Annotated in this window: 14 protein-coding genes; 7 read left to right on the top strand and 7 right to left on the bottom strand. The window is 44.3% G+C overall.

Going from position 1 to position 17,181, the window contains the following annotated elements:
• Positions 1 to 302: 302 nt before the first annotated feature.
• Positions 303 to 1,043: a glycosyltransferase family 2 protein gene (locus tag EXU57_RS24715; protein ID WP_133270951.1), complete on the bottom strand. Its 741-nt coding sequence runs from the start codon at positions 1,041 to 1,043 to the stop codon at positions 303 to 305.
• A 740-nt stretch (positions 1,044 to 1,783) separates the two neighbouring features.
• Positions 1,784 to 3,340, bottom strand: coding sequence for an ArnT family glycosyltransferase (locus tag EXU57_RS24710; protein WP_133270950.1), 1,557 nt, complete (start codon positions 3,338 to 3,340; stop codon positions 1,784 to 1,786).
• Between the two features lie 501 nt (positions 3,341 to 3,841).
• Between EXU57_RS24710 and EXU57_RS24705 the strand changes: the two genes are divergently transcribed.
• From EXU57_RS24705 to EXU57_RS24690, 4 genes are all read left to right on the top strand, one after another.
• Positions 3,842 to 4,246: a VOC family protein gene (locus tag EXU57_RS24705; RefSeq protein WP_133270949.1), complete on the top strand. Its 405-nt coding sequence runs from the start codon at positions 3,842 to 3,844 to the stop codon at positions 4,244 to 4,246.
• A gap of 243 nt (positions 4,247 to 4,489) precedes the next feature.
• Positions 4,490 to 4,879 (top strand): DUF4406 domain-containing protein, encoded by a 390-nt coding sequence (locus EXU57_RS24700; protein WP_133270948.1) that lies wholly within the window; start codon positions 4,490 to 4,492, stop codon positions 4,877 to 4,879.
• A 184-nt stretch (positions 4,880 to 5,063) separates the two neighbouring features.
• Positions 5,064 to 6,392: a toll/interleukin-1 receptor domain-containing protein gene (locus EXU57_RS24695; protein ID WP_133270947.1), complete on the top strand. Its 1,329-nt coding sequence runs from the start codon at positions 5,064 to 5,066 to the stop codon at positions 6,390 to 6,392.
• Positions 6,393 to 6,805: 413 nt separating this feature from the next.
• Complete coding sequence (locus EXU57_RS24690) at positions 6,806 to 7,135, top strand: VOC family protein (protein WP_133270946.1); 330 nt, start codon at positions 6,806 to 6,808, stop codon at positions 7,133 to 7,135.
• A gap of 232 nt (positions 7,136 to 7,367) precedes the next feature.
• On the opposite strand, the gene EXU57_RS24685 is transcribed toward EXU57_RS24690, so the two are convergent.
• The 5 genes from EXU57_RS24685 to EXU57_RS24665 form a co-directional block, all read right to left on the bottom strand.
• A complete protein-coding gene (locus EXU57_RS24685; RefSeq protein ID WP_243745710.1) occupies positions 7,368 to 8,102 on the bottom strand; it encodes a class I SAM-dependent methyltransferase in 735 nt (244 codons plus the stop codon).
• 1,418 nt (positions 8,103 to 9,520) lie between these two features.
• On the bottom strand, positions 9,521 to 10,258 hold the full coding sequence (locus tag EXU57_RS24680; RefSeq protein ID WP_133270944.1) for a hypothetical protein: 738 nt from the start codon (positions 10,256 to 10,258) through the stop codon (positions 9,521 to 9,523).
• Positions 10,258 to 11,478 carry an oxygenase MpaB family protein gene (locus EXU57_RS24675; protein WP_133270943.1) on the bottom strand — a complete coding sequence of 407 codons (1,221 nt, stop codon included), beginning with the start codon at positions 11,476 to 11,478 and terminating at the stop codon, positions 10,258 to 10,260. Before EXU57_RS24675 ends, EXU57_RS24680 begins: the two co-directional genes overlap by 1 nt.
• Before the next feature lie 498 nt (positions 11,479 to 11,976).
• On the bottom strand, positions 11,977 to 12,276 hold the full coding sequence (locus tag EXU57_RS24670; protein ID WP_133270942.1) for a hypothetical protein: 300 nt from the start codon (positions 12,274 to 12,276) through the stop codon (positions 11,977 to 11,979).
• 348 nt (positions 12,277 to 12,624) lie between these two features.
• The gene (locus EXU57_RS24665) at positions 12,625 to 14,394 is read right to left on the bottom strand and encodes an SMP-30/gluconolactonase/LRE family protein (RefSeq protein WP_243745709.1); all 1,770 of its coding nucleotides are present in this window, start codon (positions 14,392 to 14,394) and stop codon (positions 12,625 to 12,627) included.
• A 221-nt stretch (positions 14,395 to 14,615) separates the two neighbouring features.
• On the opposite strand from EXU57_RS24665, the gene EXU57_RS24660 reads away from it, so the two are divergent.
• The 3 genes from EXU57_RS24660 (at position 14,616) to EXU57_RS24650 (ending at position 16,911) form a co-directional block, all read left to right on the top strand.
• A complete protein-coding gene (locus EXU57_RS24660) occupies positions 14,616 to 15,221 on the top strand; it encodes a DJ-1/PfpI family protein (protein WP_133270941.1) in 606 nt (201 codons plus the stop codon).
• Between the two features lie 355 nt (positions 15,222 to 15,576).
• Complete coding sequence (locus EXU57_RS24655) at positions 15,577 to 16,443, top strand: alpha/beta hydrolase (protein ID WP_133270940.1); 867 nt, start codon at positions 15,577 to 15,579, stop codon at positions 16,441 to 16,443.
• Positions 16,444 to 16,602: 159 nt separating this feature from the next.
• Positions 16,603 to 16,911, top strand: a complete 309-nt coding sequence (locus EXU57_RS24650; protein WP_133270939.1) for a putative quinol monooxygenase — start codon at positions 16,603 to 16,605, stop codon at positions 16,909 to 16,911.
• Positions 16,912 to 17,181 lie beyond the last annotated feature (270 nt).

The raw sequence follows: 17,181 nt of genomic DNA, 5'->3' as shown, positions 1-17,181 counted from the left end.
ACTTGTGTCATAGGGTCTCTGTTTTTAAAGTGATTGATTATTCCTTAACTCAATTTACACTTTTACAGGACCCTTTTTTATTTACAAGTCTCCCGCATCTCATACATGAGACCTTGTACGGTGAGTACACTATTCACCGATTGCCTCCATTATACATGGAACAGAGATCAAAATTGAAGTGTGTGGAAAGGCCCGATTAATCCTCCTTAGATTTTTGATGTGCTCGCAGACTGTTTATCTCGGCGACAAACTAAGTGCTCCAAAGCATTAGCAGGTTGATGACGCTGGAATCAATTCCCGCACTATTTAAAGATCGCAGGTTTAATGATCGCCCACTTCGCCAGCCGGTATTGAACGGAGGTATAAATCACCCCGAGTCCGTAGCGCACGCTTCGTTTGAAATTGATCGACGATGCTTCAGCAAAATATCGGGCAGGGCAGGAGATTTCACCGATCTCAAACCCTTTAAAGAAAACCTGCGCCAGCAATTGGTTGTCAAAAATGAAGTCGTCAGAATTTGCGTTCAGGTTGATGCTCATCAGCACCGCTCTGCTGTAGGCCCGGTAGCCCGTGTGGTATTCAGATAGCTTTTGCCGTAAAAGGATATTTTGTATAAACGTAAGCACCCGGTTAGCAAAGTATTTGTATACCGGCATGCCATTGTGCATTGCCCCGTTACCCAATATCCGCGATCCCAATACAACAGGGTAAACATCATTTGCAATCAGGTAAGCCATAGATGGGATAAGCTTTGGATTGTATTGATAATCCGGGTGCAGCATGATGATGATGTCGGCACCGATGCCGAGCGCTTTTGCATAGCAGGTTTTTTGGTTGGCGCCGTAGCCTTTATTGGACGTATGAACGATAACATATTGGATAGCTAACGCATTTGCAATCGATACCGTTTCATCTATGCTTCCATCATCCACGAGTATAACGGCATCAACAAGATCCTTTGAGATTTCGTGGTACGTCTTCTCCAGCGTTCTGGCGGCGTTGTAGGCTGGTAAACAAACAACAACCTTTTTCCCTTCAATCATTCATTTTGTACTTAACAGAGCAACAAAGTAAGGGTAAAGGCGCAAATACCGCTACGGTCCTGGTTTTCATTTGCTGCTTGAAAGTGTCGGCCATAGGTAAGGAACACGGATTGAACGGATCTGAGGGATGATGTTGTTTTTATTTGGTTGAAAGAAGAAGATGAGGTGCTGAACCCGAATGGCAGTGATGTAGGGGTAAGAGTAAACCAGGTTAGACAAGAAAGGTCCGGTAAGGGACACGGATTACACGGATATAAGGGATGATTTTGTTTTTATTTGGTTGAAAAAAGAAGATGAGGACTGAACCCGAATGGCAGTGATGTAGGGGTAATAGTAAACCAGGTTAGATAAGAAAGGTCCGGTAAGGGACACGGATTGCACGGAGCTAAGGGATGATTTTGTTTTTATTTGGTTGAGAAGAAGATGAGGTGTTGAACCCGAATGGCAGTGATGTAGGGGTGATAGTAAACCAGGTTAGACAAGAAAGGTCCCGTAAGGGACACGGATTGCACGGATTTAAGGGATGATTTGGTTTCATTTCATTGAAAGAAAAGATCAGGTATGGAACACGGATGACAGGGATGTGATGAATATGCTGGTTTTAGTTGATTGTTAGTAAAGATTGACACAGGAGCTTTCTGCTGAGAAAAGCGTACCATCGGGGATGAGCACTTTTAATTACAAGCTATCACAATCCGTTTAATCCACTCATCCGTGTTGCTAATGCTCTCCATCCGCAACTACCTGGGCGCTTCAAGATCATGCGCACTTACTTTTATCAGCAGCCCGTTAAATGCAACATGTCCAAATGGTTTATAGCGTTGGATCCAATTGTAATCATTACGGTTCCAAACGTCCAGGTAGTCGTCTGAAGTAACCAGGAAGGTGCCTTGCCGGGGTTTTAATGGGGCAGGCTTCACCCCAGGGTGCTTTTCCAGGTAGTCATTAAAGAAGTATTTTGCCTGTTTAAATTCGAGGTTTGCAGCACCGACATACGCATAGGCATTTTGCTTCTGCGAAATCAATTCATTGGTATAGGGATAATAGTTCCGCCAATAAAGCAATACACTTATCACCAGGTAGATGCCTGAGGACACCACGGCGACTTTGCCCACAGTAGTCTTTGTAATGGTTACTACTAATGCACTTAGGATAAACAGCAAAGGGAAGATAAATACCAGGTGCCGTAATCCACATTGGGTATTGTACAGGAAACTAAAAAGAAACAGGAAATAAAAAACAGGCATCAACAGGAAAAATTCCTTTTTCATAAAGGCGACACCAGTGCGCTGACGGATCAACACGATCAGGGCAGTTAACAAAAGCAGGAGATAGGTAATCGGGGTTTTAAACAGGAGGGAAGCAAAATAGTAGTACCAGAAGCTTCCGCCGGTTGATTTTTCACCAAGAATGGTTACGCTGCCAAAAGAGCTTATCCCATCAAAACCACCACCTACCTGGTCGTAATATTTTGCCATATCCAGGCCGTCGAGAAAAGGTTTTGGAACAGGTACAACCAGCCATGATGGCAAACCCAGTTGTATGGATTGAAAAAGCCGGCTCATAAAGCGGTACTCAGCGAGTGGCAGGTTTGCTTGATAGAAGTAATACCCCGCATTGATGATAAACCAGTTTACGATGATAAACAAACTCGAATATATGATCAATCGCTTTAAGTTTATCCCAGGCTTCGATACGAAATAGAACAGCAGCAGGCATAACGGAATAAGTACATAAAGGTGAAACAGGGACTGCTTAACCAACTGGGACAAGCCAATCATTATTGAAAGGATTAGGATGTTGCTGAATGCAGGGTTTAAGCAGAAACGCCATAAAGAATACATGGTAGCCAGGAGGAAAAGTACCGAATAGCTATCGGTAGTTACGAGCGCCGCATTGGCAAGGTTATTCGGACACCAGCTCATGAGGAAAGCCGCGAACAGTCCGGCGCCAAAGCCATACAATTGCTTTGCCCAGGTAAACACCAGCAAAATGGTAAGGACTGAAATAAAAAGTGTAACATACCGGCCACCCATGATATCACTAAGTCCCCAATCATTTTTTTTAAGCCCCGGATGTAGTGCCTGTTCAATCACCCTGGGTATGGTATTCAGCACCACAACGGGCATTTTACTATTGTCGCTTCGCGGGTAGATACGGGAAGGATTACCACGCAGGTAACGTTTGGCATAGTCGTAAAAAGTGCCTTCATCAGAGGTCAGGGATTGTGATCGTAAGTACTGGATCCCGTTAAAAAGGTAAACGATAACAATAAGGCCAAGGACGAGGTAAGCCATGGGGCTTTTCCGGAATTATTGGGGTGATCTTGTAAGCATTAACAAGGGAAAAGCTTAGTTCGGTAAAAGGGGAAAGTACAACACTTTTTGGGATAGCAGGCGGGTGACGAGCTAATGCAAAGCGTGCCTTCTTCGTAACCAGGAACAAATGCGCAAAAGGCTGCATCATCTAACTTTAAACAAGATTGTCGGTGAATGCTTAGACCCTAAGTTGTATGGCAGTCCGGAGCTGTTTTGTTCTGCAACCTTTATCGCGGTGGGTTAGGTGTCACCGGCAGCTTGCTATCTTTGTTTTTTTCAATACTGACCAAATACAGAGCGCTGCGTTTACGATGACCTGCTAACCCGTGGTTTGACTTTTGGCTAACGGATCCGGTGGTAAGTTGTCTCCGTTCCAATGTGCGTGCTGAACCCTGAACTTCACACCTGCCTGCCAGCGCACACCGCTTCACATACTATAACAAAGTGTGGTATAAACTTAAACGGCTAAATGTAAAGCAAATGAAACTGGAACACGTGGCCATATGGACGGCCAACCTTGAACGGCTAAAAGATTTCTATGTGCGTCATTTCGGTGGACAAGCAAACACCAAATACACGAACGAACAAAAACAGTTTAGCAGCTACTTCATCTCCTTTGGATCGGGTGCACGGCTCGAACTCATGACCCGCACTGGTATCCCCGAAAACTTAAATGATAGGGTAGGAGCACAACATACCGGCATTATCCACTTAGCCTTTGAGGTGCCTTCAAAAGCAGCAGTGGAGGAGAAGGCAGAGCAGCTTTGTGCTGCGGGTTTTCCGATCCTCAGCGGACCGCGAAGAACCGGCGATGGCTATTACGAAGTAGAAACCCTCGACCCCGATAACAACCGGCTGGAGATTACAACAGTATGGGTGGATTGAAACTAAATTAAAAGATGCACAATTAAAAATGCAAAACTGCATGTAAAGTTGTGTCGATTTGTTAAGCTTGTTTTGCGGCCATCAAGTATATTCTTATTGTGAACTGTCATGCACTGCCCCAAATTGATTGGGCCGGTCGGGCTGCCATTTGAATGGCTTAGCTAAACGACGGACCACAACCATCTTCCGCACTTGCATAATGGGTCCAACAACCCTATCTTACCCCTTCAACAAATCAAATCAATGCAACTTCAAAAATCACTGATGATTCTTGTAGCAGGTCCGTACCGCTCGGGCACAAACGACGATCCGCACCTGATTGAAGCAAACGTAAAAGCAATGACCGACACCGCACTCGAACTCTATGAAATGGGACACCTGCCGGTATTGGGTGAATGGTTTGCCTTGCCCCTGATCGAAGCTGCAGGCTCCAAACATACGGGTGATGAGGTCTTCAACAGGATATTTCACCCCGTAGCCATTCGCCTTATCGACCATTGCGATGCGGTACTAAGAATTGGCGGTTCGTCGCAAGGCGCAGACGAGATGGTTGCAACAGGAAGAGCAAGGGGTAAACAGATCTTTCTGAACAAAAGCGAGGTGCCTGCTTTTGGCACTGCCAATAACATTTAAAACGCCGGGTCTTGCCCGATTCATGCTTTTGCGGCCTATTTCCCAACGGGTAAGTACCATTATAAACCTGAACAGCATGTTATTGAAAGTCAACACCTGAATCGTCCAATCAGGATTTGCCGGGATCACTGCAGGCAAAATGGCTATAATTTGAACGAAATCTGAAAGCTTTACCCCACAATCTATGAACAGTAAGATATTCATTTCTTATCGGCGGTCCGACTCAATGGATATCACCGGGAGGATGTATGATCACCTGGTTAACGCGTTTCCGGGTGCCACAATATTTAAGGATGTAGACAGCATTGCTCCGGGGGACAACTTCAAAACCCACATCATCGATTCAATTAAGCATTGCAGGGTGATGTTGATAATGATGTCAAGGGATTGGGCAATGGTAAAGGGAACTGATGGTAAGCGCCGGTTGGAAGACCCTGATGATATTGTACGCCTGGAAATCGAGACTGCTTTACAATACCAGTTGACAATAATACCCGTTCTGATCAACGATGTTAAAATGCCGGATTTTGCCTTAGTACCGAAGTCTATCCAGCCAATTCTTTATCTTAACGCTATCCAACTCAGACCCGATCCCGACTTTAAAAATGATATCGGAAGATTGATCACGAGACTTCAGCAGATCATTGGAACAAAGCCAAAATGGCTAAAACCGGTGGGTAAGTACAACCTCTTAATTGTAGCTGGAATAATTCTCACGATAGCTTTAATCTACCATTATTCTTCGCGCAACCAGGTTACAACTGGTTCTGTTGGCGCCAGTGAACAGACTATTAATTCAATAGAGGGACTTGTATTTGTAAACGGCCGGGAAACAGACAGCATAGTTGTAAGAATTTTGGAACTGGAAAAAACGGCCATGACAAACAGCTTTGGTCGTTTTAAGTCTGAAGTGCCGAGTGCAAGCCAAATTCCCGACCTGACATTCCGTTTTACAAACAAAACGATATTTGTCGATACAGCTATTCGTTTACGAGTTGACTCCTCTAAGATACTTCGGTTCAATTTGGGAGTTAAACATCCACCCCCTTTGGCGCTCAACATAGCGGCACCTACCGCTAACGATACACGCCAGGGAGAAATAGATAATACAGGCAATATAAAAATTGAAACACTCCCAACCGGAAGAACAGACAATAGTGGAATGGAAGCTTCAAAAAAGGGCATTGCATATTACATGGGCGATGATTATGAAAATGCGATCCAGGAGCTAAAGAAGGCCGTGGATATAAACAAAAACGATGCTTACTCTTTATACTATCTTGGTGCGTGCTACTACGATCAGGCAAACTATGAGCAAGCGATAGCCTACTATTCTGAGGCCATCAAAACTACTAATAAGTACTTTCCGGCTTCTTACAAAGCACGTTCCTACTTGTACCGGGGACATTCAAAGTTTAACCTGAAAAACTTTTCAGAAGCATGTTCCGATTACCGGCAAGCCGCGAATCTAGGCGAGCGGGACGCAGATCAATATGTCTCCAACTGCAAGTAGTTGCTGGATATACCTCAATAACCCGTTACCTCAATAATCAATACCCACTACCCGGATGCGCATCTGGCAACACAAAATTACTCGGTGGTTATTGCAAGTTTAAACCTCGATAATAATATTTAAATAATATCTTTCTATACGATCAATAGCGCCGATGGACTGGTCTTCAAATTAGCCATTCTGCTTATAATTCATTTCCTGAAAAAAGGCTAGATCTGCAACAGGTCGTTGTTCGAACAAAACAAATTAAATACATAGAGCATAATTGAAAAAAGTGAAGATCGTTGCAAGAAAAATCTTGAGAACCATCTGTACTCTTTCGGATGACCCTTGTAGTGCCGGGTTGATGATTACTTTTTTTACAAGTCTATAACCGAGACGCTCTCAGCAACGCGTCTATAAAAATATTCATCATGCAAGCAATTGAAATCATCATGCAGCCGGTTAAAGACCGGCAGAAAGCGAAGGAATTCTACCTTGGACTTGGGTTTAAAGTGTTGATTGAAGCAACTGATCCACATGGAGACACCTGGATACAAATGGGCATACCCGGAACGGATACCTCAATTTCGCTTGCGGGTTTCCCCGGGATCATCTGTGCCACCGATGACATTGAATCAGAAGTAAATAACCTGCGGTCACGTAATGTAGAGGTCGGTAAAATCGACGATACGCCATGGGGCCGCTTCGCCTGGTTCAAAGACCCTGATGGCAATAGCTTGTGTTTTCACCAGAAGCGATAAGATAAAGGCCATGTGCCGCGATTGGACTAAGGAAGTATCTGTTTGTCGCTCCGACGAACAGATACTTCCTCCGTTTGGCAGCTTCCCCGGCAGCTGATCGCCTCGCGTCAACTGCAGTTTCAATACCCGGTCATTGATAGCCTTTTTACCGCATCTTCGACCGGGCGGACAATACGGCTTTGTTAAAGAATACCAACAATGGCGGGCTAAACCAAAGGACTCCAGGCCCGAACTATGGTTTTTTCAGAACAACGATATCCTGTGCTCCCACCCAGGTAGCGGAGCTATCCGACCAAAACCCCGGAACTGGCTCCTGCACTAATGCTAACCCGGCTGCGGCTGCATACTTTTGAATCAGGCTTTTTTTATAGGCCGTCATTTCTTCCGGGTTATCGGGATTGGCAATACTAAATTCGCTTCCGAAAGAACCATAAGGGTGATCAAAATTAAACCCGGAACGGGCAAAACCTGAAGATCTTTCCTTTTTAGGCTGATAAAAATCTAAAATGAAAAAACTAAAGACTGCCCGGCCATTTGGTTTTAAAACACGGGCCGTTTCTTTGAAATAATTTTCAGCAATATCGGGCAGCATGTGGGTAAATACAGAAGCAGCATATACTACATCAAAACTATTATCTACATAAGGAAATTTGTAATTGCTTGCTTGTATGTTGCCTTGGGGATTGTAGTAAGTGTTGTGAATGTTTGCCCATACAAAATTAAAGCGGGGATGAGCTTTATGAAAAGTCTTTTGCAGGAAATCAATTTTGTATTTACATATTTCAAATCCATTGTATGCACCTTCTGATAAAATAAAGCGCAAAGGAAATGCTGTGCGGCCTAAGCCGCATCCAATTTCGAGCACATGAGATCTTTTTGTAATGCCCCCATAAATTCTCAATAAAAAACTCCATTCTTCAGCCCAGCGAAACCATTCTTCGAGCACAGTAATGCCTTCTTCTCTCATCAAAGCAGGAGGTGGTATCAGGTGTGGCTCATAAGCTACCCATGAGGGATAACGGGTAAGTTTTGTTAGGGCACCGTCAAGCAATTTCTTTAGCATTAGTTTAGGGTATTTTGGTTTGTATTTATTTATGAGCGGTTTTCTCCGAACTTTAAACCAGGCGCTTCTGGCATATCAGGCCGTGTGCTGCCTGCATATTGCATACCCGTATGATTACAGATTGCACACCTTTTCCAGTTACCCCGGCTCGATCAACTAAATTAATTGCTGCTCAGATACGGGTCTCACATATGTCAGCCAATGCAATTAATTGCAATTTTTGAAAGCTCCTGTGCAAGCCTGATCGCGGGCAAAAGCAGCACCGCGATTGCTCAAGCCGGATAAAGTTTTCCTTTGTTGGCCATCCGCTTTGCCGTGTCTTTGCCTGCAATACATATATGATCCGGACTAGCCCGGAAGGATCAAAGGGCCCGGTATGCTACCACGCCTTTCATCCTTCAGCATCTCCTCAAAACTGAACTGGTCAATAAAAAAGTAAAGCAAGGTGCGCCGAACTGAAAAACGTCGTCGTGTTAATCATTACGATTATATTAATCGCAATTCTTTCTTGCACTATGAGGTTTTTAGTTGTGGCTTCCGCCATGTTAATCTATCATCGCCTCCAGCCGGGGCATCCATAATATTGGAAAAAATTCTTAAAGCGCGCCCGGGCTGCTCTGTATGATCGGGGCTATACAAGCAGGGGGAAGGCTTGTAAGTGATTATGCACCCTTAATAACGACCGGCAACGCCAAGGCAATCTGCCGGCCGAAGATAAGCGGTTTTAGATATTGCACCGCTTTTTCAACCAACTTGTAGATTGCTTTGATTTGCTTCTTCGTTCCTCAGCGGTAATTGTGTTAGCTTTTCAACTTTCCATAATGCGCGAGTACTGCCTAAAATGGCATCGCCGCAAGATAAATTAACAAAGAAAGTGTTGAATAAGCGTTCAGCATAGCTCAGCTGCTCTCGCTGCTGCACTGTGATGGGAGAGCCAGCTTCTAGTGAAGGAAAGCGTCTTCACAGAAGGGAATGATTTTCCTGGTTTTGGTATTGACCCCATTGATTAATGAAGTAGTTGATATGATTACGAAGCCGCGGCTTATAATAACCTTTTGTAACAGCGGGGGTGAGCGGAAGTGACTTTTTCTTTAGCAACAACAGCTGTTACGGGTGCTGGGTTGTAGTGGCAACCTGGTGTGTTTACCGGGGTAGCGTATCGGCAGCATATCCGTTCAGTACTGATCAAGAGGTACAAGAGTGCGACGCAACCGGGGCTTCATAGTAGTACTTCAGACCGGCCCAAAAGAAAAAATCCAAATTTTTCGCTGGGGTATTTAATGATGATTGTACGTGCAGGTACATCCCATGTCAATGTATGTTTAACTTGCCTGTGCTTCTGTAACCCTCAGCTGATTAAGATTAAACTTTTGCTCACGTGGTTGGTATTTGTATAAGAGTCCGATATAAACTGAGTCGCCAATCAAAACCAATGTTCCAAGTACTTTTACAAGGTAGTTTTCGGGATCGACCTGCCAAAACAAAATGGTAAAAAGCCCGGTACCCACTGCTTTGCACCAGGCTATTGGTTTAGAAAATTTGAAACCTGTTTTCATACGGAAGAACTGGGTAATGTATAAAACCGTAATGCCGAAATTGAGCATATAAGCTGATGTTGCACCAAGCTTTACCGATCCATCCCCATGTATCGGGGTATTATCAAACCCTACCGAAATCCACGCGTAGAAGAATATAAAAAAGAAGGAAAGCACGGCAAGGTTGATAACGGTAAAGTTCTTTTTTAACCAGGGATTTTCTACCTGCTGTTTGCCATGTTTTATGAGTAAAATAAAAATCAGGATATCCATAAAGAACCAGGCACGGTATCCCCATACATATACCTCGCCCAAATTAATATAATCATCAAAGAAATAGGCATAAAGTATCTCCCACGCGAAATTACCACAGGCAATAAAAAAAGGCATTTCAATAAATTTCTTCTTCAGTGTATCCCTGATCAAAAAGGCATATACCGCTACCCACAGTATACTCCCGATCAGTGCAATGCTTAACTGGAAAGTGGTATAATCTTCAAAGTTGAGCCAATGACGTGCATTCATTAGTTTAGGGTATTGATTTTCTTTTGTATGGCCAATCGTCTTCCAAATACATCAGGGCAAGCAAACGTGTCTTTCCAACCGGTTTTGAGTTCCCAGTTTTTTTGCAGGGATGGCGGAATGAGTATTGTTGCTTCTTTGTGATCGTTATAGGTGAGCAAGATGCCCTGCAGCATTAACTTCGAAAAGGGCCGGGCAACTCCCCTGATTAATGCCGAGTTGTCTTTGAGTGTATCTGATGCCTTACCCAGCACTTTGTAAATCAGCGGCAGTTTTTTGTGCAAAAAACTGTCATCGGGTTTAAGCCCGACATAGGAACTGTTTTCAGGTCCTAAAAAGAAATAGACCATACTTTCGGCGAGCCCATCAAATACATTACCAGGTATGATATAGTGGATAAAAGATATTAACGCTTCGGTAAGTTCCTGGCCTTCGCTTGAGTATCCTTTCTGGTCGTCGAAAATGGCATGACCCAGCCTGATCGCTTCTTTGTAATTGGCGGGCAGGTAGTTGGGATCTACACCAAGTATATACCCGACAACATTCCACGTGTGGATCAGGGCTTCTTTTTCTTCATCTGTCCAGGTGATCTTCATTTTTTCGAGGCCTTCAATCACCAACCCGGAAAACGATATGAGGGTTCCCAGCATATCTTCCTGGTTGATTGGTTCACCATTCGTAGTATTGTCCCAACCGTGTTTTTTCAGGTAATAACGAATGGAACCGTGTAGCAGGCGTACCTTCTGCGCGGTTATAATCGCTTTGCCCTCCTTGTCGAAAGAGCCCTTTGTTAGTACATTCATCACAAACTGCGAAGTTTCCATTATCCTCCTCGAATACTTGGTAAAAGAGGGGTCATTTGAAAGCCTGCCAGTTGAATGCAGCACCTTTACGCCCTTGGGGCAACAATAACTTTGGGGTAAGGATTTACAAAAAAGTATGAGGGAGATTTCAAGGCCATATAATAAGTAGAGTTCCTGCGCCTTCCTGATTTTTTTATAGTCGATCCATTGGGGTAGTTCAGCAGTTTTGGTTAGAAAATGAGTGAGGTTTTCCGGCGCTTTTTCGGGCTTTGATCCGTTATGGGTTAATGAAAACAGGATGCGGTTGAGCGTTTCAAGTTGATTGTTTTGTATGAAATAGCTGGCAATTTCATCTGCTTCAGGATCGGTGTGTGTTCTCAGGGTTTGCAAAAAATTACTGTCCATTATACCAGGCAGCATAAAAGAGATTGTTTTAAGGATTTAAGGATTGTTGCTAAACAAGTACAGCTTCCGTGGTGCGGAATGTCTCGTGTAACAACGGGTCGAATGTTGATCCGTCAATGGTGAGCAGGAGTAAACTTGCTTTAAACATCCTCCTTTTTACAAACTAATACCATGTTGTTGGTTGTTTGAAAGGCAAGGCTGTTTTAAAGCGAACCTCAATCATGTGCACGCATTTTCAGCGAAAAAATTAGAAAATAAAATGATAAGAAAGAAAGATTGGTAAAAATAAAAATTTGCTTCAAACAGCTGTTTTATACCCGATTGATTTACAATCGTAGAATCCGGATTTAATGTGGGTTTACCGGTAAATAAGGGTTAACAAGAGATCAGGCTCTGAATTCTTTTTCTCTCATGTGCAGCTGGAGCCGGCAGCATGAGAGAAAATTTCGCAGGTGATTGTGCCCAATATTATTCGGCGTTTGTGTTAGCGAGAGATTTCACAACGCCGGAAACTTATAACTGCATTGATGCTTGTATTGTATCCTTTAGTGCGCCGGAACCTTCATCAAACAATACATCCTTTGTTTTTTTTGATGCTTTGTTATCGTTCGACTTTTTAATGCTTGCCCTGATGGGTTCCAGTGCTTCAAGAAAAGGTGCTACCTTTTTCTCATATCGTTCATCCGATTCCAATTGTATCAACATCTCTTCATATTCATCTAGAATACTGTACAATTCTTTTACGTTATCAGCAGTATGGCGGCGGGGAATGCGATCAAATAGTTCCTGTATTCTATCTTTAAAATCATTCATGTGAATGTGTTTGTAGCCTGCAAACGTACCATTGCTAAGTGACAAAGCGTCTTATGCCAGATGAGCTGTAAGTGTTTGCAGGACTCTGAATATTGGTTGATCTTCAAATCCCTCTTACTTTCCTGCAAGCTTAACGACAAGTTGCAAATCGCGTTTAAAGCTTTCGCCAATTTATGATGACCAGGATAGATGCCACAGCAGCTAGTTCATTTGAACAGCAGCGATTAAAGCCACTTTATTCGTGGCGAACCATCTTATCCTTCTTGTACATCTGCCCATTGGTGTAGTATTCGCAACAAGATTGGGAAACATGGCAGCTACCAGGGAAAGGATTTAAGCCTTCATGTTTTATAGTCTTGGTGGTATTGGTTTTATCGGGGGCTCGAATGCATTTGCTCCGCGAACTTTCAACTTCCGGCGGTAAACTTTATCGTTAGCGGAAACATAGATGATATTAAAACCGGGACCCCCAAAACATAGGTTCGACGCCTGGCCAGTAGGTAATGGAATAATAGCATTCACCCTGCCTATCGGGTCAAGCACCTGGATGCCGATATTGGAGGTAACATAGACGCGACCTGCGGTGTCACATTTTAGTCCATCGGACCATGCGTTCTCCTGGCGGTCAGGAACGTGCAGCCAGCCGTATCGATCTTTGTAACCAAGGGTGCCATCCAGGCCAACCTGGTAAATCCAAACCCAATGGCTGGTCGATTCCGTGACATATAATTGGGATTGGTCGGGGGTAAGTGTGATGCCATTTGGGTACTTCAATCCTGCATCCACTTCAACTCTTTGTCCATTTGGCCGGATGAGAAAAATCTTGCCTGGTTTTTCAGCACCGTCCGGTACGGTTACATACATGTTTCCATTGTTTGCGACAACCAGATCATTCCCGTTGATGTTATCTGCCGCAACCCTTTCTTTGCCGCTGTTGTCGTAACTTAAAATTTGTCTGGTTTCGCCTGCGACCACGTATCTCTTGTTATCTGGACCGAATGTAGTGCCGCTTGCTTTCTTTGCATAAAGCGGTAAGGTTACCAGTTTATTATCCAATCCGATTTTATACGTTTTAGAATTCGGAATATCAGAGTAAAACACTTCACCTGCTGCATTCACAGCTGTCCCTTCCGTAAAACCATAACCCTGTCCAACCAATTCCCAATTTTCTCCCGGGATTAGGATATCACTCAATACAGGGTTTTTCGTTGCGCCTGTCTTTACTGCCTTCGGCCAGTCCTTCCAAAGCCATCGCATAGCGTCGGGGAAAATAGCCGTACCATGATTGCCGTTGTGTCCACCTTCACCCCATACATGATTTACCTCGTAAGCGGAAAAGGTTAGTGCACGTTCCATCGACTCATTTGCTTTCCACCAGTCTCCGCCAAAAATGTTCAGGTCGTTGGTGCCATCCTGTAGAAACACCCGGATAGGTTTAGGTTCATACTTCCGGATTAAGACCGGATAGCGGTCTGCCCCGCGTAAGCCGGTATAGGTGCCAATGGCACTAAATACACGTGAGAATTCGTTTGGTCTTTCCCATGCTGCTGTAAAAGCACATACGGCACCACTGCTGGAACCGCCGATTGCACGATCATTGCCATTTTTCGAAAGCCTGATTTGTCGCCCGTCCCCGGTTTTTTGCCGTTCCACTTCAGGCAGCATTTCCTCCAGCAGAAAGCGAACATACCTGTCACCGAGGCCATCATACTCAAGGCTGCGGTTAACGCGATCTAAAGCATGCTGAGGATTGATTGCTTTTATACGCCCTGGTGTTATGAAGACACCTATCGTGACCGGCATTTCTTTCTTATGAACCAGGTTGTCAAATACGGTAGGTGCTTTCCATTGAATGCCATCCTGGTTTACATAAACGCAAGCAGGTTTCGTTGGATCATATTGTTTAGGTATATAAATCCAGTAGTCTCTTGAGGTGCCAGGAAAAATCCTGGAGTTTTCAAAGGTGAACTTCAATACCTCGCCCCTTGGTACGTTGGGTTGTTCAACAGACGCGGGGTTTACCGGGTAGTTTTCAGCGACACTTTGTGCGAATGTGGCAAGGTTTGGCAGTAGAAAGGAAATTAAAACAAGGGTCTTAATCGTCAGCATTTGTTTCATGTGGTAGTTGCAGGTGTAGAAATCTTCAATAACCAACTAAAGCTAAACACAAACATCCGGAAAGCAACGGGAGTTAATTGGTACATGGTGTGGCCAGTCGGTAAAGAGGGGAAATGAAAGGGTTTAATAAATTGTTTTGTAGTACCAAAGGTATAATTTAGTAGTTCGTGTGCCATTTCAATTTGACATACCCTTCACGATAAACAACCCCAATCAACTATATGACGAACTCAAAGAAAATACTCATACTTACGGGCGACGCCGGTGAAAGTTTCGAAATTCTTTTTGCCTGCCACCGCTTACGTGAGGCGGGCTATCAACCTGTAATCGCTGCCCCATCAGTTAAGCGGTTGAATTTGGTAATGCATGATTTTGAACCCGGTTGGGATACTTATGTTGAGCGCCAGGGATACATCCTCGAATCTGAGATATCGTTCGATGATGTTGATACCAATGAATACCTGGCCCTGTTGATACCCGGGGGCAGGGCGCCTGAATTCTTACGCAACGATCAACGGGTGATCAACATCGTTAAAGCATTTTTTGATAGTAATAAATACCTTTTTGCCATCTGTCACGGCGTTCAGATCCTGGTAACCGCCGGGTTGGTAGACAACAGAAAAATTGCTTGTTACGAACACGTGAAATTTGAAGTGGAGGCTTGCGGTGGCATTTATGTAAACCACGACCAGGCTGTACAGGATGGTAACATCATTACGGGTAAGACCTGGCAATCTCAACCTGAATTTTACCGGATTGTTTTTAGTTGCCTTCAGGAAGCCGGGCAAGTTCAACATCAGTATTCAAAAGAACCAAGCCTGGTGTAACATCTGCAATAACCGATGGTTTGGTCAAAGCATGGTCATCATAGCATGGGTGATTGTGAAACGGATAAGACCCTGCGTTGCTGGCCGGGAGCCCGTTTCGGCCCACAAGGTTTGGGAAGGGACCCCGGCAGAACCAGCGTTCACCTTTCAACTTATCAACCAATCAACCGATCAACTTTCTGATCTGGTCGACGTTGGGTCTACATAGCAGCGCGCATGCACAATGAAAGAGACCTTGGGTTGGATGCCTGGGCCCTTACATGCATACGACTTTTGGTAGAAGACCGGTGTGTTTATCATTTTGTTTCATTTCGCGATGGGCAATAAAAGCTCGTAAAGGGGACAGGGTACCCTTATGTTGATCTATAAAAACTATAACCAGGAGGCCTTAGACCGGCAATACAATAATCGATTGAATGTTCCCCACTTTGCTACCTACCTCGATCGTTGGGAGGTGTTGAGCCGGGAAACAGAAAGGATGTTTCCATGTATTAAGGACCTTCGCTATGGCCAACTTCCGCGCGAACAATTGGATGTATACCCTTCGACTTCCGATAACGCTACCAGCCTGGTTTTTATACATGGAGGTTATTGGCAGCTGTTTGAGAAAAGCCTCTTTCAATTTATTGCACGAGCCTTTCAACCCTATGGCATCACTACCGTAATAATCAACTACCCTCTTGCACCTGCTGATACGTTAGACCAAATGGTATCCTCATGCCGTAAAGCTATACATTGGGTATACCAGAACCATTCTCAAATTAATGGCGATCGGGATAGAATTTTTGTAGCGGGTCATAGTGCCGGTGCACACCTGGCAGCTATGTTAATGGAAACAGATTGGGCTGAATACGATGCCGATCTTCCTGCCGGTTTGGTTAAAGGTATTGTTGGCATAAGTGGTATTTTCAACCTCACCCCAATCCGGTTATCTTATCTTAATGGAGTGCTCAACCTGGATGATGAAGCTGCTATACGCAACAGCCCGGTGCGAATCAATCCGGGACAATCAACACCGATGATCCTGGCAGTAGGAGCGGAGGAAAGCGAGGAGTTTAAAGATCAAAGCAGGGAGCTGTATTTGTGCAGGAAGGCTGCGGGGTTTCCGGTGCAGCTGCTACAACTGCCGGAACAAAATCATTTTTCAATACTTGAAAGCATGCTCACTCCCCATTCCCCGTTATTCCTGGCGATTAAAGAAATGATGAGCATAGATGCATAGTACAACCTCAGAAACGCCCAAGGCTTTCAGTGGAGACCCCAGGTCGACGAACAGGGCCAGAGTTCAACTTATCAACCAATCAACTTTCTTCCCCCGGTTTCCTGACAACGCAAGGCGTTTAGAGGGAAGTCCCGGCCAAACAATTTAAACACGCGTATAATGAATCAAAAACCCGTTTACTTATTTGCCAAATGGCAGGTTAGAGAAGGTCAACTGGATGAGGTATTAAAATTACTCCCGGAATTAGCGTCGGAGTCCAGCAAAGAAGAAGGCAATATCTTTTTTAAGATCCACCAGGGTATTTCGCATGCGAATACGTTGATGTTGTTTGAATGTTATGTTGATGTACCGGCAGTAGAAGCGCATCGAAATTCAGATCACTTCAAAAGACTGGTTCTTGGGCGGATTGTTCCCAACCTCGAAAACAGGGAGTCGCTGTTAGCATCCGAACTTAGTTTTGATGAGTAACAAAACGAAACTTTAATGGTAGGACGATTCCTGCAGAACGGAGACCCCGGCCGGACAAGGATCAACCTTCTTGCTTGCCGGGGTCCCATACAAACGCACAGGCTTACAGTGGATACCCCGGCACGACGAAAACGGAGACCCCAGCCGGACGAAAAGTTCACCTTTCAACTTATCAACCAATCAACTTATCAACTTATCAACCCATCAACTTATCAACCAATCAACCTCACCTTAACCTCAGGGTCGGGAAAACAAAAACGCCCCATGAAA

The organism is Segetibacter sp. 3557_3 (assembly GCF_004354985.1).
GTDB lineage: Bacteria > Bacteroidota > Bacteroidia > Chitinophagales > Chitinophagaceae > Segetibacter.
The sequence above is the reverse complement of the archived record's forward strand: the minus strand, read 5'-3'. Positions and strand labels throughout refer to the sequence as shown.